The sequence below is a fragment of the Dyella sp. A6 genome (assembly GCF_036320485.1).
GTDB classification, from domain to species: Bacteria; Pseudomonadota; Gammaproteobacteria; order Xanthomonadales; family Rhodanobacteraceae; genus Rhodanobacter_A; species Rhodanobacter_A aluminiiresistens.
The window spans coordinates 588730-608507 of the sequence record NZ_CP132911.1; the positions used below are offsets into that span (position 1 = coordinate 588730).

Below are 19778 nucleotides of genomic sequence, written 5' to 3' on the forward strand. Positions count from 1 at the left end.
GGTGCGGGCCGTGCCGCGTCAGGCGCAGGGTTTGTGTCGTGGTTGGGCGGCTGGTGCCGCCGGCACCGAAAAGCCCCGCCATGGCGGGGCTTTTCGGGCGGTTGCGGACGACTCAGTGCAGCAAGGGGACGATCAACAGGGCCACGATGTTGATGATCTTGATCAGCGGGTTTACCGCAGGGCCGGCGGTGTCCTTGTAGGGGTCGCCCACGGTGTCGCCGGTGACGGCTGCCTTGTGCGCCTCGGAACCCTTGCCGCCGAAGTTGCCGTCCTCGATGTATTTCTTGGCGTTGTCCCAGGCACCACCGCCGGTGGTCATCGAGATCGCCACGAACAGGCCGGTGACAATGGTGCCGATCAGCACCCCCCCCAGCGCCTTAGGTCCCAGGATCAGGCCAACCAGGATCGGCACCACCACCGGCAGCAGCGACGGCACGATCATTTCCTTGATTGCCGAACGGGTGAGCATGTCCACGGCCTTGTCGTACTGCGGTTTGCCGGTGCCCTGCATGATGCCGGCGATGTCGCGGAACTGGCGTCGCACCTCCTCGACCACCGCACCTGCGGCGCGGCCCACCGCTTCCATCGCCATGGCGCCGAACAGGTAGGGAATCAGGCCACCGATCAGCAGGCCGATGATGACCATGTGATCGGACAGGTCGAACGTGAACACCTGTCCGGGGTGGGTCACCGCCAGGTTGTGCGTGTAATCGGCGAACAGGACGAGTGCGGCCAGAGCAGCCGAGCCGATGGCGTAGCCCTTGGTCACCGCCTTGGTGGTGTTGCCGACCGCGTCGAGCGGGTCGGTGATGCCACGCACCTCCTCCGGCAGTTCGGCCATTTCGGCAATGCCGCCAGCGTTGTCGGTGATCGGTCCGTAGGCATCCAGCGCCACGATCATGCCGGTCATCGACAACATCGCGGTGACCGCCACGGCAATGCCGTACAGGCCGCCCAGCGAGTACGCGGACCAGATCGCCGCGCAGATCGCCAGTACCGGCAGGGCCGTGGCCTTCATCGAAATGCCCAGGCCGGCGATGATGTTGGTGCCGTGACCGGTAGTGGACGCCTGCGCGATGTGTCGTACCGGCTTGTAGTCGGTGCCGGTGTAGTACTCGGTGATCCAGACGATCAGGCCGGTCAGCGCCAGGCCGATCAGCGCGCAGCCGAACAGCGCGTTGCCGGAGATGGCTGTGCCGCTGCCGCTCAGTCCCTGCGGGAACAGCGCATGGGTGATGAACCAGAAGGCGATCGCCGCAAGCACCGCCGAGACCAGCACACCCTTGTACAGCGCACCCATGATCGAGCCACCTTCTTTCACGCTGACGAAGAAGGTGCCGATGATCGAAGCGATGATCGAGGCCGCCCCCAGTATCAACGGATAGAGCACCGCGTCGGGGTTGCTGGCGAAGCTCAGTCCGCCCAGCAGCATGGTGGCGATGACCGTCACCGCATAGGTTTCGAACAGGTCGGCAGCCATGCCGGCGCAGTCGCCCACGTTGTCGCCCACGTTGTCGGCGATAACGGCCGGATTGCGCGGATCGTCCTCGGGAATGCCTGCCTCCACCTTGCCGACCAGGTCGGCACCCACGTCGGCGCCCTTGGTGAAGATGCCGCCGCCCAGACGCGCGAAGATCGAGATCAGCGAGGAACCGAACGCCAGCCCCACCAAGGCGTGCAGCGCCCGTTCGCCGGTGTAGCCGAAGTGTGGCAGCAGCAGGAAGTAGCCGGTGACGCCAAGCAGGGCCAGTCCCACCACCAGCATGCCGGTGATCGCGCCACCCCGGAACGCCACGTTCATGGCCGCCCGCATGCCGCTGCGCGCGGCTTCGGCGGTACGCACATTGGCGCGTACCGACACATTCATGCCGATGTAGCCGGTCGCGCCGGAGAGTGCTGCGCCAATCGCGAAGCCGATCGCCGTCGGCCAGTTGAGGAAGAAGCCGATCAGCACGAACAGCACCACGCCGGCGATGGCGATGGTGCCGTACTGACGGTTGAGGTAGGCGCGGGCTCCTTCCTGGATCGCCGCGGCAATCTGTTGCATGCGCTCGTTGCCGGCGGATCTCGCCAGCACCCAGCGCGTCGAAATGATCCCGTAAAGAATTGCCACGACCGCACAAGCCAACGCGATCCACAAGCCGTATTGCTGCAGCATCGGTGCCTCCCCATGAGTTGTGACGGCCGCCCGGAAGGGGCGGCCGTCACGAGTATAGGCAGACCTTGCCTCGCGATTTGTTGTGCGGCGCAGCGCGTGAGCGGGGTGCGGATACGAAAAAGGCGGCGCCAGGATGGCGCCGCCTTTGCCTGGTCATTGGTCGATCGCCGCTCAATGCGTGACGATGTTCAGGATCAGGCCGGTGGTAATCGCGACCAGTAGGTAGTTGTCATTGTCACCACGAACCCAGCGATAACCGCGGGGCGGCGGTGCCAGTCGATAGTCGCGATAGTCGCGGACCACATAGACCGGGCCGCCGTAACGTTCGCCGCGGGCCCAGTGATGCCAGCGCTCGGTGCGGTGCCAACCCCGATGCCAGCCGTTGTCGTGATGGTCGCGACCACGGTAGCCGTCATCGTCCCTTACGTAGCGGCCGCGATAGCCATCATCGCCGCGGTCATCGCCATGATCATGTCCACGGCCGTGGTCGCCGTGCCCGTGCCCGTGGTCGTCGGAGTGCCCATGCCCATGATCGTGCCCCCAGTTGTCCTGCTGCAGGGGCGAGCCGAAGGCCAGGCCGCTGGCGCCACACAGGGCCAGGATGAAGCTGAGGTTTCGCAATGTCTTGTTCATACGGTCTCCCTAGGCCGATCGGTATGTTAGCCGACGATGCCAATGTAAAAGTGTGCAGCTGAACCGAAATTGCGTAGCGACATCGCAGCTTCATGCGCCGGTCAGTCGCGCGATGATCGTGCGGGTATGCGCCCTGGACGTCAGGAGCCGGTTGCGTGCCCGAAGGGTGGCAGCTTCCTGGCCACGGCCAGGTTTTTCAGCCGTCCATAGCTGGGCAGGCCATCACGACCATAGGGAGGGGGCGCCTCACCCTGGATCAGGGGTGACAGGTAACGTCTGGCGGCAGCGGTGATGCCGAAGCCGTCGCGGGTCAAAAAGCTTGTCGGCATCTTCTTTTCGCGGTTTGCGATCCGGCTCAGCGGCGCCGGATCGATTTTCCAGCGGTAGGGCGCATCGGAGGTGCGCCGGATCACCGGCATCACCGCGTTCATGCCAGCCATGGCGTATTCGACCGCAGCACAGCCGACGGCATGAGCCTGGTCGGCGTCGGTCTTTGAAGCCATGTGGCGTGCCGAGCGCTGCAGGTAGTCGGGCAGTGCCCAGTGGTATTTGTAGCCGAGCTTTTCCTTCACCAGTGCCGCCAGCACGGGCGCCACGCCGCCGAGCTGGGCGTGACCGAACGCGTCGCGAGTGCCGGCATCGGCCAAGAACTGCCCCTGCGCGTTGCGAATGCCCTCGGAAGCCACCACCGTGCACCAGCCGACCCGTTCGACCGTGGCTTTTACCTTGGCCAGAAACGCTTTTTCGTCGAAGACCCGTTCCGGAAACAGGATGACGTGTGGCGGGGCATCCTGCCCCTCGCCAGCCAGTCCTGCCGCGGCGGCGATCCAGCCGGCATGCCGGCCCATGACTTCCAGAATGAATACCTTGGTCGAGGTTTCCGCCATCGAAGCCACGTCCAGGCTGGCTTCCAGTGTCGATATGGCAGTGTATTTCGCGACCGACCCGAAACCGGGGCAGCAGTCGGTGACGGCCAGATCGTTGTCCACGGTCTTGGGTACGCCGATGCAGTGGATCTCGTAGCCCATGGATTTCCCCAGCTGCGACATCTTCAGCGCGGTGTCGGCCGAGTCGTTGCCGCCGTTGTAGAGAAACCAGCGGATGTCGTGGGCGCGGAACACCTGGATCAGGCGTTCGTACTCGGCGCGGTTGTGTTCCAGCGACTTCAGCTTGTAGCGGCACGAACCGAAAGCCCCGCCCGGCGTATGCCGCAGCGTTGCGATCGCGCTGCGGGATTCTTTCGACGTATCGATCAGGTCCTCGCGCAGGGCGCCAAGGATGCCGTTGCGCGCCGCATACACCTTGATACCGTGTGTGCGGGCGGTTTCGATTACCCCGGCTGCGGTGGCATTGATCACGGCCGTGACGCCACCGGACTGGGCGTAGAGCAACCGGCCTCGGGAAGTGCGGCTCGTCGGCATGTGCAGGGCTCCGGAGTGGGTTGGAGCACAGTATGCGCGCCTTCCGTCACGCGACGAAGGTCGATGCCTCAAGGTTTGACGGGGAGGCGCCAGAGCGGCTACTTTGAAGCCCATTTTTCGAAGGAATCGGCGGGCTCGCCGCCGGTCATGTGGAGCCATATGCGACTCGTGCTACTCGGCGCGCCCGGTTCGGGCAAGGGAACCCAGGCTGCCCGCCTCAAGAGCGAACTGGCTGTGCCACATATTTCCACGGGTGACATGCTGCGTGCCGCGGTGGCTGCGGGCACGACGCTGGGGCTGAAAGCCAAGGCCGTGATGGACGCCGGTCAGCTGGTTTCCGACGACATCCTGCTGGGCATGCTGGAAGAGCGACTGGCCCAGCCTGATGCGTCGAACGGCTTCATTCTCGATGGTTACCCGCGGAACCTGGCCCAGGCCGATGCGCTCGACCACCTGCTGACGCGCATCCATCAGCCGCTCGATGCGGTGGTCAAGCTGGAAGTGCCGAACGAGGTGATCGTGGGACGCTGCGAGCTTCGTTTCGAGGCCGAAGGCCGCGCCGACGACAACCCCGATACCGTACGCCGGCGGCTGGCCATCTACGCCGAGCAGACAGCGCCGGTCGCCGATTTCTACGCGCAGCGCAACATGCTGCAGATCGTCGACGGCGTGGGCGAACTCGACGAAGTCAGTGCCCGCGTCAAGCGCGCGCTCCAGGGCGAGTCGGCTGTCGCCAACGGCTGACCTCCGATCCCATGCGCGCACGTTCGCCGGACGGCGCGCAACGCACAACGCAAGGAACACTCGGCTGCATGCGCCTGCATATTCTCGGTATCTGCGGCACCTTCATGGGCGGCGTGGCGGCACTCGCGCGCGAGATCGGCCTACAGGTCGAAGGTTCCGACGCCAACGTCTACCCGCCCATGAGCACCCAGCTCGAGGCATTGGGCATTCGCCTGATGGATGGTTACGCCGCCACGCACCTGCAGCCTGCCGCCGGACATGAAAAGATCGACCTGGTAGTGGTCGGCAACGCGATGACCCGCGGCAATCCGGCTGTCGAGTACATGCTCGACCAGCAGCTCCGCTATGTTTCGGGGCCGCAGTGGCTGGGCGAGACGGTGCTGGCCGGACGCGAGGTGCTGGCGGTGGCCGGCACCCACGGCAAGACCACCACCAGCAGCCTGCTGGCGCATCTGCTGGAGAGTGCGGCGATGGTGCCGGGCTTCCTGATCGGCGGCGTACCTGGCAATTTCGGCGTTTCGGCGCGACTAGGTAGCGGCAAGTCGTTCGTCATCGAGGCGGACGAATACGACACCGCGTTCTTCGACAAGCGTTCGAAATTCGTCCACTACCGGCCGCGCATCGCCATCCTCAACAACCTCGAGTACGACCACGCGGATATTTTCCCGGACGTGGCCGCCATCCAGCGCCAGTTTCACCATCTGGTGCGTACCGTGCCGGGCAACGGCAGGCTGATCGTCAATGCGCACGACGAGCGCCTGGCCGAAGTTCTGTCCATGGGCTGCTGGACGCCGGTGGAAACCTTCGGCATCGGGCGTGGCGATTGGCAGGCCGAGCTGCTTGCTGTCGACGGTTCGGCGTTCGCCGTGCGTCGCCGGGGCGAATATCTCGGCGAAGTGCGCTGGTCGTTGCTGGGCAACCATAGCGTGATGAATGCGCTGGCCGCGCTGGCTGCGGCCGCTGCTGCCGGTGCGGATCCGCAGGCGTTGCTGCCGGCGTTCGCCGGCTTCGAGAGCGTGAAACGTCGCATGGAGCTGGTGGCCGAGGCAGCGGGCGTGCGGGTCTACGACGATTTCGCGCACCACCCGACGGCCATCGCGACCACCCTGGCAGGCTTGCGCGCGAAGGTGGGCAAGGCGCGCATCCTGGTGGCGCTGGAACCGCGCTCCAATTCGATGCGCCAGGGCGCGCATGCCGATGCGCTGGCGCCTTCGCTGGCCGATGCCGACAGGGTGATGTTTCTGCAGCGCCCTGAACTGTCCTGGGATGCCCGACGGGTTACCGATGCGCTGGACGGGCGCGGGTGCACCGAACCCAGTGTCGATGCGCTGCTGGCCGCGCTGCTGGCCGAGGCTGGCCCCGGCGACCACGTGGTATTCATGTCCAATGGTGGTTTCGAGGGAGCTCCCCGGCGATTCGCGGAGGCGCTGCACCTGCGCTGACCACCGCGCGGCAGGGGCATGGCATGTCGACGTGGCGGACAGTCCCAGGAATGTGCCGCACATGATCCGCTGGACACGTGGCTGGGTACACTGGAGCCATGGGCGGACGATCGACCAGCCACGAGTTGCCACTGTTTCCATTGTCCTCGGTGCTTTACCCGGGCGGGCAGTTGCAGCTGCGCATTTTCGAGCCGCGCTATCTCGACCTGGTACGCGAATGCACGCGCAACAATGGCGGCTTCGGCGTGTGCCTGATACTTCGGGGGCGCGAGGTCGGTGAACCCGCATTGCCTGCAGCGGTAGGTACCCTGGCGCGCATCACAGATTTCAGCCATGGCGCGGATGGTTTGCTGGGCATCGTTGTCGAGGGCAGCCGGCGTTTTCATGTGAACCGCACGCGTGTCCGCGCCGACGGTCAGCTGCGCGGCATGGTCGAGTGGTGGGTGGACGAACCGCAAACGCCCGTGCCTGTGGAATTCGCCTTGCTGCAGACGATCCTGGAAAGGTTGGCGGAGAGCATGGCGCCACCCTGGAAAGACGTGCCGCGCACGGCTTACGACGATGCCGGCTGGCTCGGTTTCCGCCTGGCCGAGCTGTTGCCGTTGACGGCCGAGGAGCAGCAACGCCTGCTCGAGATGACCGATCCGCTGTATCGGCTGGCCGAATTGCGCGACATCCTGCCCCGCTTCCAGAAAGACTGAGGCTGTCCTGCGACGGTCCGCGTAGAGTGCGAAGATCTTCAACCGTGGATCTCGACATGCAATCCCTGTCCGGCAAGACCATGTTCATCACCGGTGCCTCCCGCGGTATCGGGCTGGCCATCGCCCTGCGCGCCGCCCGCGATGGTGCCAATGTGGTTATCGCGGCGAAAAGCGGTGTGCCGAATCCCAAACTGCCAGGCACCATCCAAAGTGCGGCCGCCCAGGTCGCGGCGGCCGGCGGTCGCGCGCTGGCGATCAAGTGCGACATCCGCGAGGAAACCCAGGTGCAGGCGGCAGTAAAGCAGGCAGTGGAACATTTCGGCGGTATCGATATCGCCGTGAACAATGCCAGTGCGATCTGGCTGGCGGGTACGGCCGAGACACCGATGAAGCGATTCGACCTGATGCATCAGGTCAATACGCGTGGCACGTTTCTGGTCACCCAAGCCTGCCTGCCATACCTGAAGCAGGCGGCCAATCCGCATGTATTGATGCTGTCGCCGCCGCCGAACCTCGATCCGAAGTGGTTCGCGCCGCATACCGCCTACACCATCGCCAAGTACGGCATGAGCTTTTGCGTGCTGGGCATGAGTGCCGAATTCGCGTCGCTCGGGATTGCCGTGAACGCGCTTTGGCCGCGCACCGTGATCGCAACGGCAGCGATCGCGATGATCGAGGGCGTGCGTCCGGAACAATGTCGTACGCCGGAGATCGTGGCCGATGCCGCCCACGCCTTGCTGACCCGACCCGCCAGTGGCTGCAGCGGCCGCTTCGCCATCGACGAAGAGGTTTTGCGCGAAGAGGGCGTCGAGGACTTCGATCGATATGCGGTGCAGCCGGGTACGGCTCTGCTGCCGGACCTGTTCCTGGGGTGACTCGCCCCGGAGCGCCCCGCCTTCGGCGACCTGACGTACACGTTTATCGGCTGACGACAGGGCGCCGGTGGTGACCTGCCATCCCGTTCGGTAACGCCGATACGCCACAAACGTGACTGCAAACAGGTGCTTGTCGCGCTTGTGGGCATCGTGCCGGGCCACCGGTCGTTGCGCGGGCGCTGGCATGGCTGGTGTTTCGCCCGGGTGCTGGCTAGGATTTTCCGTTTCAAGGTCCGCGTTTTCAGCGACGACGCCATCCCGGCGGCGTCCGGAGCATGTCATGCATTCCCAGGATTCATCGGCGTCATCCCTGATTTCCCTCGGCAAGCGTTACTGGCTGCCTGTCTACAAACCGCGTGAGCTGGTACTCGATCACGGCAAGGGCTCGCGCGTCTGGGACACCGACGGCCGCGACTATATCGACTTCGGTGCAGGCATCGCGGTTAATGCCTTGGGGCATCAGGATCCCGACCTGCTGGCTGCGCTGACCGCCCAGGCACACAAGCTCTGGCATGCCAGCAACGTGTTCTATACCGAACCGGCGTTGCGTCTGGCCGAGGAACTGGTGCATGCGGCGCATTTCGCCGAGCGTGTGTTCCTGTGCAACTCGGGTGCTGAGGCCAACGAAGCGGCCATCAAGCTGGTGCGCAAGTGGGCGGCGGCGCAGGGCCGGGGACCGGACAAGCGCGTCATCGTCACCTTCAGGGGTTCGTTCCATGGACGTACCCTGGCGACCGTCACGGCTACCGCGCAACCCAAGTACCAGGAAGGTTACGAGCCCCTGCCGGCCGGGTTCCGCTACCTCGATTTCAATGATGCCGACGCACTGGAAAAGGCCTTCGCCGGTGGCGACGTCGCCGCGGTGATGCTGGAGCCAGTGCAGGGCGAGGGCGGTGTGGTGCCGGCTGCGGCCGGCTTTCTGAAGCGGGTGCGTGAACTCTGCGATGCGCATGGCGCATTGCTGGTTCTGGACGAGATCCAGTGCGGCATGGGGCGTACCGGCACGCTGTTCGCGCATGCGCACGACCATGTGACACCGGACATCGTGACCCTGGCCAAGGCCTTGGGTTGCGGCATGCCGATCGGCGCCATGCTGGCAGGGCCGAAGGTCGCGGAGGTGATGCAGTACGGAGCCCACGGCACCACCTTCGGCGGCAATCCGCTCGCCGCGGCGGTTGCGCGGGTGGCGTTGCGCAAGCTGGCATCGGCGGAAGTGCTGATGAATGTGGAGCGCCAGTCCAACGACTTGCGCGCGGGCCTGCTGCACATCAATCACGAACTGCATCTGTTCGATGAAATCCGCGGTCGTGGCCTGATGATCGGCGCAGTGCTGGCTGCTGCCTACAAGGGGCGGGCCGGCGAGATACTGGACCATGCTGCGGCACATGGCCTGCTGGTGCTGCAGGCGGGCCCGGACGTGCTGCGCTTTGTACCGCCGCTGACCATCGATGATCGCGAAATGGCCGAAGGGCTGGAGCGTTTGCGGGCGGCGCTGGGCGCATTCACGGCGGCGTGAACGAGCCGGTCTGCCTGTTCTGCGCGATCGCAGCCGGTGATATCCCGGCTGCGATCATTGCGGACGATGGCGATGTGCTGGCCTTCATGGACCTGCGCCAGGCCGTGGCCGGGCATGTGCTGGTGATACCGCGACGCCACCCGGGATATCCACGATCTGCAGCCCGGCGATGCGGCGGGAGTCATGTACATGGCACAGCGGGTGGCTGCGGCCATCCGCGTTGCACTGGCGCCGGATGGGCTGAGCCTGTGGCAGTCCAACGGCGAGGCGGCGGGGCAGGAGATATTCCATTTCCATCTCCACGTGCATCCGCGGCGCATCGGCGATGGGCTGATGGACGTCTATCCTGCCGGGGTGCCGATACCGTCACCGGCAGAGCGCATCGAGGACATGGCCTCCGTCCTGCGACAGCATCTGCGTGGCTGACCCGCGTGCCGTTGTTATTATCCGCAGTTCCCTGATCCGACTCTGGTTGACCCCATGAAATATCTGCACACCATGGTGCGCGTGCGCGACATCGATGCCTCGCTGCGCTTCTATTGCGAGGGCCTTGGCCTGCGTGAAACGCGGCGCATGGAGAGTCCCGAAGGCAAGTTCACCTTGATCTATCTTGCGGCACCCGGCAGCCCGGAAGCCGAAGTCGAGCTCACCTACAACTGGGGCTCGACGGAGGATTACGGCAGCGCGCGCAATTTCGGTCATCTCGCATTCTGCGTCGAGGACATCTACGCGACCTGCGAGCACCTGCAGTCGATGGGCTATACCATTCACCGTCCGCCGCGCGATGGCCACATGGCGTTCGTGCGTTCGCCCGACCTGATTTCCGTCGAACTGCTGCAGGATGGAAGCCTGCCGCCCAAGGAGCCCTGGGCGTCGATGCCCAGCACCGGCACCTGGTAAGCGACGATGTGCGGGCGGTGCGATGGCCGCGCCGCCCGCACGCCGCCTGCCGGGCTCAGGAATTTCCCGTATCGCTCTTGCCGAGATAACGGTCCGCCCAGTGCCGTGTCAGTCGAGCGGCTGCTTCGCGCCCGCCGAGGCCAAATGCCAGCGCGACCGCCACGGCGATGGCGCCGAGCAGCAAGCCAAAGGCCAGGTTGACGATCGAGTCGGCGAAGCCCATCGCATGCAGGCCCATCGCGGCCACCAAGGCAAGAATCGCCACGTGTGCGATGCGTGCCAGCGTCACGCTCTGTGCGCCTCCGGTGCGGCGGATGGCGTAGGCGGCCAGTGAGGCAAGCCACTGGCCGATGGCCAGGATGACCAGGCCGAACAGGATCGAGCCCGCGAAAGCGATCAGCTGCTGCAGCAAGGCGTGTACGCCCGAGAAGCCGAGCCGGTTGGCGGCCTCCACCGCCGCGAACAGCATGATGAAGGTCAGCGCGATTCGCCCGACGACCTGCGAGGGACCCGATGTCGACAAGTCCGTCTTGGCGGTTTCGTCCGCGAGCTGTGCGTCCGTGACCTGTTGCAGTCCAAGGTGACGAGGCAGACGGTCAAAGCCGACCTGGGACAACAGTTGGCTCAGCAGGTTGGTGACGAAGCGTCCGATAAACCAGGCCAGCACCAGAATGACCGCAGCGGCCATCAGGTTCGGTATCGCGTCGAGGAACATCTGCAGCATGTTGCGGGCCGGTTGCGCAATGGCCTTGATCTGCAAGGCGTCCAGCGCGGCAATCAGGACCGGAACGATCACCAGTGCGAACGTGATCGTTCCACACAGTTGCGACGGCCGGACCGGCGGCGTGCCTTCGCCGCTGCGTGCCAGACGGTCGATGGGCGTGGAACTGAGCAGGCTCGTCACCAGGTTGCGCAACACGCGCGCAACCAGCCAGCCTATACCGCCGATCAGCAAGGCCGCGGCGATGTTCGGCAGGATGTTCAGCAGCTTTCCGACCATGTCCGACAACGGGGCTATCAGGCCTTCGATCTGCAATGCGCTGAAGATGGCCGGCATGAAAATCAGGATGATGAGCCAGAACAGTACCTGCCCCAGGGTTTTCGACAGCGGCGCGCGGGAGCGGCCTTCGTCGCCCAGTTGCCGGTCCATGCCGGTGGCAGCCAGCGCCTTCTGCGTCAGTGCGCGAACCACCGTCGCGACCAGCCAGGCGATGCCCGCCAATGCCGCGGCCAGCAGCAGGCGAGGCAGATACAGCATGACCGTGCCGGCCAGCGTCGAAAGCGGTGCCGATACGCTATCGATATGCAGCGTGGTGAACACGCCGATCAGCACGAACAGGAAAACGATCCAGAAGACAGCCGCGGCGATCATCGGTTCGACTTTCACCGTGCTGCCGGTATGCGCTGCGAGATGCTGGCCGAGGTGCAGCTTGCCAAGTGCCTTGCGGGTCAAGCTGCGACAGACCAGGGCGACGATCCAGCCGATGACCAGTATCGCCAGGGCGCCGAGTATGTGCGGCAGATAGCCGCCTAGAATGCCGCTCCAGTAAGCGGACCAGTTCGAAGTGTCCATGAATCCCCTCCATTTGCCGGATCCCCCTGATGCTTTCGTTCACATGGGTGAACAGCTGCAACGGGCGGCTTCCTGCCGCAGTCACGTCTAGACCATAACATGCGGGTGTGGTGGGATCATGGGGTGTTGTCCGACAGGCCGCGCAGGATGTTCGAGAAGACATCCTGCGTGGATATTCCGAGTGCGGTGGCCGATCAGAGCGTCTGCATGACCTCCCGTGCCGCATCCAGGGTGTCGGCGATGATCTGGTCGTCATGCGCACTGGAGAGGAATCCGGCTTCGAAAGCGCTGGGTGCCAGATAGATGCCGTGTTCCAGCATGCCGTGGAAGAAGCGGTTGAAGATCGATGTGTCCGACGCCGTCGCCTGCGCATAGCTTTCTACCGGGCCGGCCTGGAAAAACAGGCCGAACATGCCACCGACGCGATTGGTGGTGAAGGGAATGCCGCAGCCGTCCGCCACTGACTGGAAGCCATCGCATAGCAGGCGCGTGCGTGCTGCCAGCGTGTCATGGAAGCCCGGTGCCTGGATCAGCTCGAGCATCGCCAGACCTGCTGCCATCGCTACCGGGTTTCCGCTGAGCGTGCCGGCCTGGTAGATCGGTCCGGCCGGTGCGATCTGTTCCATCAGTTCGCGGCGTCCGCCGTATGCGCCGACCGGCATGCCGCCGCCGATGACCTTGCCGAACGTGGTCAGGTCCGGCATCACGCCGTATAGCGCCTGTGCCCCCCCCAATGCCACCCGGAAACCGGTCATCACCTCGTCGAAGATCAGCAGCGCACCATGACGGGTGCACAGTTCTCGCAGGGCTCGCAGATAACCGTCACGAGGCGGGATACAGTTCATGTTGCCGGCAACCGGTTCGATGATCAGGCCGGCGATATCGGTGCCGTGCTGCTCGAACAGTGCTTCGGCAGCGTCGATGTCGTTGTAGGGCAGTGCCAGTGTCAGGTCGGCACTGGCCGTGGGGACGCCGGGCGAGGTGGGGACGCCGAAAGTGAGTGCGCCCGAGCCTGCCTTGACCAGGAAACTATCACCGTGGCCGTGGTAGCAGCCTTCAAACTTCACGATCTTCGCGCGATTCGTCGCACCCCGGGCCAGGCGGATCGCCGACATCGTGGCTTCGGTGCCCGAATTCACCATGCGGACCATTTCCATCGAGGGCACCAGCCTGGCGATAGTTTCGGCCATGGTCACCTCGGCGGGACAGGGTGTGCCGAACGAAAGCCCGTCCTTGACTGCGCGCTCGACGGCTTCACGCACGGCCGGGTGGTTGTGGCCGACGATCATCGGTCCCCATGACCCTACGTAGTCGATATAACGCTTGCCCTCCACATCCCACAGGAAAGCACCATCGGCGCGTGCCGTGAAAAAGGGTTCGCCGCCAACCGATTTGAAGGCGCGGACCGGCGAGTTGACTCCGCCAGGCATATGCTGGAGCGCGCGCTGGAATAGTTCGTGATTGGTGCTCATGCAGGGATCTCGGTCATGGGTGCGAAGGTGGCAGGCTGTGCGTTACAGCTGCTGCAGGCTGCGGGTGTCCTGTCATCAGTGTCATTGTCGTGTGCAAGACGTGTCGCCGCTACCTGCGACTGAAATGGCGCGGTATTCGGTCGCGGCAGGCGTCATGGACCGAACGAAGGATCGCCAAGGCTTCCGCTGAACGGAGCGAGTTGCGAGAATGGCACATTGACATCGACCAAGTGACACGAAATGAACCAGAGCAACCCGGAATCCACGTCGCGCAAGTGGATGTGCGTCGTCTGTGGCTACATCTACGACGAAGCGATTGGCGTACCCGAGGAAGACATCGCGCCGGGCACACGCTGGGAAGACGTGCCCGACACCTGGACCTGCCCTGATTGCGGTGCGACCAAGGATGACTTCGAGATGATCGAAATCGACTGATTGCCCTGGATCAGCCCGCGAACGGCCCGATTCCGCCAGTCTGGCGGCCGGGCCGTTTGCTTTGATGCTTCCTACCCCTGTTGGAGCGAGGAGCATCCCCATGCAGCAGTTCATTCCCTTCGAGGACGACTGGGACGTGCTGGAGAGTCTTGGTCCCGACGCCTTGATTCCATTTCATATAAGCCTGTCGTATGAGCATGGAGCGCAACCGGTGACCCGACCGCAGAACAAGGGATGCAGTACAGCGCCTGCTAGCGGTGCGTCGTATGGCACCGTCTCCACAAACATGTCGCTGCGCACGGTTCTTGAACGGGGTTAGTCGAAGCCTGTGAGCAGAAGCGCGCGCTACGTGCGTATCGAAGTGATACGACGCGCCCGGGATGCGCTACTGATGCCGCCCCCATGCAAATACGCTTGGTGTCTGGCTGATGCGGTTGGCGGTGCTGGTACGAAGTTCCGCACACCAGGCTGATCCCTATCCGCAGGTATCAAGCACGGGCGTGGCAGCTCATTGCCACGCCCGTCGCATGTAAGGTGGCTGAGTGTGCCCGCCTTGTGTCGATGCGATGACGAAAAAAGTTCGTTTTCCCTCTTCCCAGATCGCTGCCTCAGCGCTATGATTCTCGCCCCTTCGACGAGACGCCCTTCGTCGCAGGGTTTCGACAAAACCTCAGCAAAAAAGATTGTTTGAGGGTGTTGACGGAAAGAGAAAGAGATGTAGAATGGGCGGCTCACCCGGGACGAAACGTCAACGGGGCGATCTGAAGAAAAGGTCGCAAGTGATTGATCTTTGACAGTGTGCGCAGGTGACTTGTGTGGGCGCCTTGCAGTGGACGAAGTGACTGTCCAAGTAATGCAAGCGTCTAACCAAAAGTCAATTCAAAAGCTTGACGTTTATGGTTAGGAAAAACGCTTCAGAAAGATAGATGGCTTCGGTCATCGAAAACTTAAGTGAAGAGTTTGATCCTGGCTCAGATTGAACGCTGGCGGCATGCCTAACACATGCAAGTCGAACGGCAGCACAGTGAAGCTTGCTTCACGGGTGGCGAGTGGCGGACGGGTGAGTAATGCATCGGGACCTGCCCAGACGTGGGGGATAACGTAGGGAAACTTACGCTAATACCGCATACGTCCTACGGGAGAAAGCGGGGGATCTTCGGACCTCGCGCGGTTGGATGGACCGATGTTCGATTAGCTAGTTGGTGAGGTAACGGCTCACCAAGGCGACGATCGATAGCTGGTCTGAGAGGATGATCAGCCACACTGGGACTGAGACACGGCCCAGACTCCTACGGGAGGCAGCAGTGGGGAATATTGGACAATGGGCGCAAGCCTGATCCAGCAATGCCGCGTGTGTGAAGAAGGCCTTCGGGTTGTAAAGCACTTTTATCAGGAGCGAAAACCTGTCGGTTAATACCCGGCGGGCCTGACGGTACCTGAGGAATAAGCACCGGCTAACTTCGTGCCAGCAGCCGCGGTAATACGAAGGGTGCAAGCGTTAATCGGAATTACTGGGCGTAAAGCGTGCGTAGGCGGTTTGTTAAGTCTGCTGTGAAATCCCCGGGCTCAACCTGGGAATGGCAGTGGATACTGGCAAGCTAGAGTGTGTCAGAGGGTGGTGGAATTCCCGGTGTAGCGGTGAAATGCGTAGAGATCGGGAGGAACATCAGTGGCGAAGGCGGCCACCTGGGACAACACTGACGCTGAGGCACGAAAGCGTGGGGAGCAAACAGGATTAGATACCCTGGTAGTCCACGCCCTAAACGATGCGAACTGGATGTTGGTCTCAACTCGGAGATCAGTGTCGAAGCTAACGCGTTAAGTTCGCCGCCTGGGGAGTACGGTCGCAAGACTGAAACTCAAAGGAATTGACGGGGGCCCGCACAAGCGGTGGAGTATGTGGTTTAATTCGATGCAACGCGAAGAACCTTACCTGGCCTTGACATGTCTGGAATCCTGCAGAGATGCGGGAGTGCCTTCGGGAATCAGAACACAGGTGCTGCATGGCTGTCGTCAGCTCGTGTCGTGAGATGTTGGGTTAAGTCCCGCAACGAGCGCAACCCTTGTCCTTAGTTGCCAGCACGTAATGGTGGGAACTCTAAGGAGACTGCCGGTGACAAACCGGAGGAAGGTGGGGATGACGTCAAGTCATCATGGCCCTTACGGCCAGGGCTACACACGTACTACAATGGTCGGTACAGAGGGTTGCAATACCGCGAGGTGGAGCCAATCCCAGAAAGCCGATCCCAGTCCGGATCGAAGTCTGCAACTCGACTTCGTGAAGTCGGAATCGCTAGTAATCGCAGATCAGCTATGCTGCGGTGAATACGTTCCCGGGCCTTGTACACACCGCCCGTCACACCATGGGAGTGAGTTGCTCCAGAAGCCGTTAGCCTAACCGCAAGGAGGGCGACGACCACGGAGTGGTTCATGACTGGGGTGAAGTCGTAACAAGGTAGCCGTATCGGAAGGTGCGGCTGGATCACCTCCTTTCGAGCAAGGCAGCCTTTGTTGCTGCAAGACGCCCACACAAGACACCTGCACATCCAACATGCCACACGGCATGAGGGGCCTGAGGTCCCATAAAGTTTATGGGTCTGTAGCTCAGGTGGTTAGAGCGCACCCCTGATAAGGGTGAGGCCGGTGGTTCGAGTCCTCCCAGACCCACCACTCTCAAGCACCTGGGGCCATAGCTCAGCTGGGAGAGCACCTGCTTTGCAAGCAGGGGGTCGTCGGTTCGATCCCGACTGGCTCCACCAGTTTTTTGGATGTGTAGCGCACACGAAGATATTGAAAGCCGACCGGCGTTGAGGCCGCGAGGTGTTCTTTGAAAATGTAAACGAGTGACAAGCGTCTTGGTTCGAAACCGAATCGAGATGTGTCGTTGAGGCAACGGCGAATGCGTCGTTTGGCATAACTTCGAGGCGACTTGGGGTTATATGGTCAAGCGACCAAGCGTATACGGTGGATGCCTTGGCGGTCAGAGGCGATGAAGGACGTGGCAGCCTGCGAAAAGTGTCGGGGAGCTGGCAACAAGCTTTGATCCGGCAATGTCCGAATGGGGAAACCCACCTCTTAGGAGGTATCGTGCACTGAATACATAGGTGTACGAAGCGAACCCGGGGAACTGAAATATCTAAGTACCCGGAGGAAAAGAAATCAACCGAGATTCCCTCAGTAGCGACGAGCGAACGGGGAGCAGCCCAAAAGCACAGTACATTTTAGTCGAACGCTCTGGAAAGTGCGGCCGTAGCGGGTGATAGCCCCGTAGGCGAAAGGGTGCATTGTGTGAAATTGAGTAGGGCGGGGCACGAGAAACCCTGTCTGAACATGGGGGGACCATCCTCCAAGGCTAAATACTCCTGACCGACCGATAGCGAACAAGTACCGTGAGGGAAAGGCGAAAAGAACCCCGGAGAGGGGAGTGAAATAGACCCTGAAACCGTATACGTACAAGCAGTGGAAGCCCTTCGGGGTGACTGCGTACCTTTTGTATAATGGGTCAGCGACTTACTGTCAGTGGCGAGCTTAACCGTCTAGGGGAGGCGAAGGGAAACCGAGTCTGAATAGGGCGCATAGTCTCTGGCAGTAGACCCGAAACCGAGTGATCTAGCCTTGGCCAGGTTGAAGGTGCGGTAACACGCACTGGAGGACCGAACCCACATCTGTTGCAATAGATGGGGATGAGCTGAGGTTAGGAGTGAAAGGCTAAACAAACTCGGAGATAGCTGGTTCTCCTCGAAAGCTATTTAGGTAGCGCCTCGGACGAATCTTCCTGGGGGTAGAGCACTGTTATGGCTAGCGGGTCATCGCGACTTAGCAAACCATGGCAAACTCCGAATACCAGGACAGACTATCCGGGAGACACACGGCGGGTGCTAACGTCCGTCGTGAAAAGGGAAACAACCCAGACCCGCAGCTAAGGTCCCCAAGTCATAGCTAAGTGGAAAACGATGTGGAAAGGCATAGACAGCCAGGAGGTTGGCTTAGAAGCAGCCACCCTTTAAAGAAAGCGTAATAGCTCACTGGTCGAGTCGGTCTGCGCGGAAGATTTAACGGGGCTAAGCTATGCACCGAAGCTCGGGGTGTGCACTTTGTGCACGCGGTAGAGGAGCGTTCCGTACGCCTGCGAAGGTGGATCGTAAGGTCTGCTGGAGGTATCGGAAGTGCGAATGCTGACATGAGTAACGATAAGAGAGGTGAAAAGCCTCTCCGCCGAAAGCCCAAGGTTTCCTCGCGCAACGTTCATCGGCGCAGGGTGAGTCGGCCCCTAAGGCGAGGCAGAAATGCGTAGTCGATGGGAAGCTGGTTAATATTCCAGCACTTTTCTTAAGTGCGATGTGGGGACGGAGAAAGTTAGGTCTACCGGGCGTTGGTTGTCCCGGGGAAAGGCGGTAGGCATGTGGATTAGGCAAATCCGGTCCACTTTATGCCGAGCACCGAGACGAGCCCTTATTGGGCGAAGTGACTGATACTACGCTTCCAGGAAAAGCCACTAAGCTTCAGCTTAAGAAAAACCGTACCGTAAACCGACACTGGTAGGCAGGGTGAGAATCCCAAGGCGCTTGAGAGAACTCGGGTGAAGGAACTAGGCAAAATGGCACCGTAACTTCGGGAGAAGGTGCGCCCTCCGGTGTGGCTACATGCGTAGCTGAGCACTAGAGGGTCGCAGTAACCTGGCCGCTGCGACTGTTTATCAAAAACACAGCACTCTGCAAACACGAAAGTGGACGTATAGGGTGTGACGCCTGCCCGGTGCTGGAAGGTTAATTGATGGGGTCAGCCGCAAGGCGAAGCTCTTGATCGAAGCCCCAGTAAACGGCGGCCGTAACTATAACGGTCCTAAGGTAGCGAAATTCCTTGTCGGGTAAGTTCCGACCTGCACGAATGGCGTAACGACAGCGGCGCTGTCTCCACCCGAGACTCAGTGAAATTGAAATCGCTGTGAAGATGCAGCGTTCCCGCGGCAAGACGGAAAGACCCCGTGAACCTTTACTACAGCTTCACACTGAACGTTGAGTTCTTCTGTGTAGGATAGGTGGGAGGCTATGAAACCAGGACGCCAGTCTTGGTGGAGCCATCCTTGAAATACCACCCTGAAGTGCTTGACGTTCTAACCTAGGTCCGTTATCCGGATCAGGGACCGTGTGTGGTGGGTAGTTTGACTGGGGCGGTCTCCTCCCAAAGCGTAACGGAGGAGCACGAAGGTACGCTCAGCGCGGTCGGACATCGCGCACTGTGTGCAAAGGCATAAGCGTGCTTGACTGCAAGATCGACGGATCAAGCAGGTACGAAAGTAGGTCTTAGTGATCCGGTGGTTCTGTATGGAAGGGCCATCGCTCAACGGATAAAAGGTACTCCGGGGATAACAGGCTGATACCGCCCAAGAGTTCATATCGACGGCGGTGTTTGGCACCTCGATGTCGGCTCATCACATCCTGGGGCTGTAGCCGGTCCCAAGGGTATGGCTGTTCGCCATTTAAAGTGGTACGCGAGCTGGGTTCAGAACGTCGTGAGACAGTTCGGTCCCTATCTGTCGTGGGCGTTGGAGATTTGAGGGGGGCTGCTCCTAGTACGAGAGGACCGGAGTGGACGTTCCGCTGGTGTTCGGGTTGTCTCGCCAGAGGCATTGCCCGGTAGCTACGAACGGAAGTGATAACCGCTGAAAGCATCTAAGCGGGAAGCACGCCCCAAGATGAGATCTCCCGAGAGCTCGACTCTCCTTAAGGCACCATCTAGACCAGGTGGTTGATAGGTCAGGTGTGGAAGCGCAGCAATGCGTTGAGCTAACTGATACTAATGAGCCGTGCGGCTTGACCATATAACCCCAAGACGCTTCGCAGTTCTCGCGACGCATCCCGATTCACAAGACGCTTGTCACTCGTTTACCCCTTTGCGGGTCCGGCGC

The 19778-nt window shown here is 61.8% G+C and carries 13 protein-coding genes, 2 tRNA genes, 2 rRNA genes and 1 pseudogene; 13 read left to right on the plus strand and 5 right to left on the minus strand.

What is annotated here, in order from left to right:
• Positions 1-112: 112 nt before the first annotated feature.
• From RA164_RS02400 to RA164_RS02410, 3 genes are all read right to left on the minus strand, one after another.
• A complete protein-coding gene (locus RA164_RS02400; protein WP_329742388.1) occupies positions 113-2158 on the minus strand; it encodes a sodium-translocating pyrophosphatase in 2046 nt (681 codons plus the stop codon).
• A 171-nt stretch (positions 2159-2329) separates the two neighbouring features.
• Positions 2330-2791: an RcnB family protein gene (locus RA164_RS02405; RefSeq protein ID WP_329742389.1), complete on the minus strand. Its 462-nt coding sequence runs from the start codon at positions 2789-2791 to the stop codon at positions 2330-2332.
• Between the two features lie 140 nt (positions 2792-2931).
• Positions 2932-4212: a 6-phosphofructokinase gene (locus RA164_RS02410; protein ID WP_329742390.1), complete on the minus strand. Its 1281-nt coding sequence runs from the start codon at positions 4210-4212 to the stop codon at positions 2932-2934.
• Between the two features lie 159 nt (positions 4213-4371).
• On the opposite strand from RA164_RS02410, the gene RA164_RS02415 reads away from it, so the two are divergent.
• From RA164_RS02415 to RA164_RS02445, 7 genes and pseudogenes are all read left to right on the plus strand, one after another.
• Positions 4372-4956, plus strand: coding sequence for an adenylate kinase (locus RA164_RS02415; RefSeq protein WP_329742391.1), 585 nt, complete (start codon positions 4372-4374; stop codon positions 4954-4956).
• Between the two features lie 68 nt (positions 4957-5024).
• Complete coding sequence (mpl, locus tag RA164_RS02420) at positions 5025-6398, plus strand: UDP-N-acetylmuramate:L-alanyl-gamma-D-glutamyl-meso-diaminopimelate ligase (protein WP_329742392.1); 1374 nt, start codon at positions 5025-5027, stop codon at positions 6396-6398.
• A 98-nt stretch (positions 6399-6496) separates the two neighbouring features.
• Positions 6497-7099, plus strand: a complete 603-nt coding sequence (locus RA164_RS02425) for an LON peptidase substrate-binding domain-containing protein (protein WP_329742393.1) — start codon at positions 6497-6499, stop codon at positions 7097-7099.
• A gap of 56 nt (positions 7100-7155) precedes the next feature.
• Positions 7156-7974 carry an SDR family oxidoreductase gene (locus RA164_RS02430; protein ID WP_329742394.1) on the plus strand — a complete coding sequence of 273 codons (819 nt, stop codon included), beginning with the start codon at positions 7156-7158 and terminating at the stop codon, positions 7972-7974.
• A 280-nt stretch (positions 7975-8254) separates the two neighbouring features.
• A complete protein-coding gene (locus RA164_RS02435) occupies positions 8255-9490 on the plus strand; it encodes an acetylornithine/succinylornithine family transaminase (RefSeq protein WP_329742395.1) in 1236 nt (411 codons plus the stop codon).
• A gap of 86 nt (positions 9491-9576) precedes the next feature.
• Positions 9577-9916, plus strand: a pseudogene (locus RA164_RS02440) (HIT family protein).
• A 54-nt stretch (positions 9917-9970) separates the two neighbouring features.
• Positions 9971-10390 (plus strand): VOC family protein, encoded by a 420-nt coding sequence (locus RA164_RS02445; protein ID WP_329742396.1) that lies wholly within the window; start codon positions 9971-9973, stop codon positions 10388-10390.
• Positions 10391-10445: 55 nt separating this feature from the next.
• Here the strand turns inward: RA164_RS02445 and RA164_RS02450 are convergent, their stop codons facing one another.
• Together RA164_RS02450 and hemL are read right to left on the minus strand one after the other, a co-directional pair.
• Positions 10446-11963, minus strand: coding sequence for a mechanosensitive ion channel (locus RA164_RS02450; protein WP_329742397.1), 1518 nt, complete (start codon positions 11961-11963; stop codon positions 10446-10448).
• Between the two features lie 194 nt (positions 11964-12157).
• Positions 12158-13435, minus strand: coding sequence for a glutamate-1-semialdehyde 2,1-aminomutase (gene hemL, locus RA164_RS02455; RefSeq protein WP_329742398.1), 1278 nt, complete (start codon positions 13433-13435; stop codon positions 12158-12160).
• Between the two features lie 240 nt (positions 13436-13675).
• Here hemL and RA164_RS02460 point away from each other — a divergent pair, with 240 nt between their 5' ends.
• The 6 genes from RA164_RS02460 (at position 13676) to RA164_RS02485 (ending at position 19691) form a co-directional block, all read left to right on the plus strand.
• Positions 13676-13870: a rubredoxin gene (locus RA164_RS02460; RefSeq protein WP_329742399.1), complete on the plus strand. Its 195-nt coding sequence runs from the start codon at positions 13676-13678 to the stop codon at positions 13868-13870.
• Positions 13871-13970: 100 nt separating this feature from the next.
• The gene (locus RA164_RS02465; protein WP_329742400.1) at positions 13971-14189 is read left to right on the plus strand and encodes a hypothetical protein; all 219 of its coding nucleotides are present in this window, start codon (positions 13971-13973) and stop codon (positions 14187-14189) included.
• Positions 14190-14818: 629 nt separating this feature from the next.
• Positions 14819-16363 (plus strand): 16S ribosomal RNA (locus tag RA164_RS02470).
• 100 nt (positions 16364-16463) lie between these two features.
• Positions 16464-16540 (plus strand) — tRNA-Ile (locus tag RA164_RS02475).
• Between the two features lie 13 nt (positions 16541-16553).
• Positions 16554-16629: transfer RNA gene (locus tag RA164_RS02480), tRNA-Ala, on the plus strand.
• A 182-nt stretch (positions 16630-16811) separates the two neighbouring features.
• Positions 16812-19691: ribosomal RNA gene (locus RA164_RS02485) — 23S ribosomal RNA — on the plus strand.
• Together the 16S and 23S rRNA genes with 2 tRNA genes alongside form the textbook arrangement of a ribosomal RNA operon.
• The last annotated feature ends 87 nt before the right edge of the window (positions 19692-19778 follow it).

Excerpts from the sequence above, each read along its gene's own strand:
- RA164_RS02465 (WP_329742400.1), top strand. The coding sequence starts at position 13,971 with ATGCAGCAGTTCATTCCCTTCGAGGACGACTGGGACGTGCTGGAGAGT.
- RA164_RS02445 (WP_329742396.1), top strand. The coding sequence starts at position 9,971 with ATGAAATATCTGCACACCATGGTGCGCGTGCGCGACATCGATGCCTCG.
- hemL (WP_329742398.1), bottom strand. The coding sequence starts at position 13,435 with ATGAGCACCAATCACGAACTATTCCAGCGCGCGCTCCAGCATATGCCT.
- RA164_RS02450 (WP_329742397.1), bottom strand. The coding sequence starts at position 11,963 with ATGGACACTTCGAACTGGTCCGCTTACTGGAGCGGCATTCTAGGCGGC.
- RA164_RS02460 (WP_329742399.1), top strand. The coding sequence starts at position 13,676 with ATGAACCAGAGCAACCCGGAATCCACGTCGCGCAAGTGGATGTGCGTC.
- RA164_RS02425 (WP_329742393.1), top strand. The coding sequence starts at position 6,497 with ATGGGCGGACGATCGACCAGCCACGAGTTGCCACTGTTTCCATTGTCC.
- RA164_RS02430 (WP_329742394.1), top strand. The coding sequence starts at position 7,156 with ATGCAATCCCTGTCCGGCAAGACCATGTTCATCACCGGTGCCTCCCGC.
- RA164_RS02400 (WP_329742388.1), bottom strand. The coding sequence starts at position 2,158 with ATGCTGCAGCAATACGGCTTGTGGATCGCGTTGGCTTGTGCGGTCGTG.
- mpl (WP_329742392.1), top strand. The coding sequence starts at position 5,025 with ATGCGCCTGCATATTCTCGGTATCTGCGGCACCTTCATGGGCGGCGTG.
- RA164_RS02435 (WP_329742395.1), top strand. The coding sequence starts at position 8,255 with ATGCATTCCCAGGATTCATCGGCGTCATCCCTGATTTCCCTCGGCAAG.
- RA164_RS02410 (WP_329742390.1), bottom strand. The coding sequence starts at position 4,212 with ATGCCGACGAGCCGCACTTCCCGAGGCCGGTTGCTCTACGCCCAGTCC.
- RA164_RS02405 (WP_329742389.1), bottom strand. The coding sequence starts at position 2,791 with ATGAACAAGACATTGCGAAACCTCAGCTTCATCCTGGCCCTGTGTGGC.
- RA164_RS02415 (WP_329742391.1), top strand. The coding sequence starts at position 4,372 with ATGCGACTCGTGCTACTCGGCGCGCCCGGTTCGGGCAAGGGAACCCAG.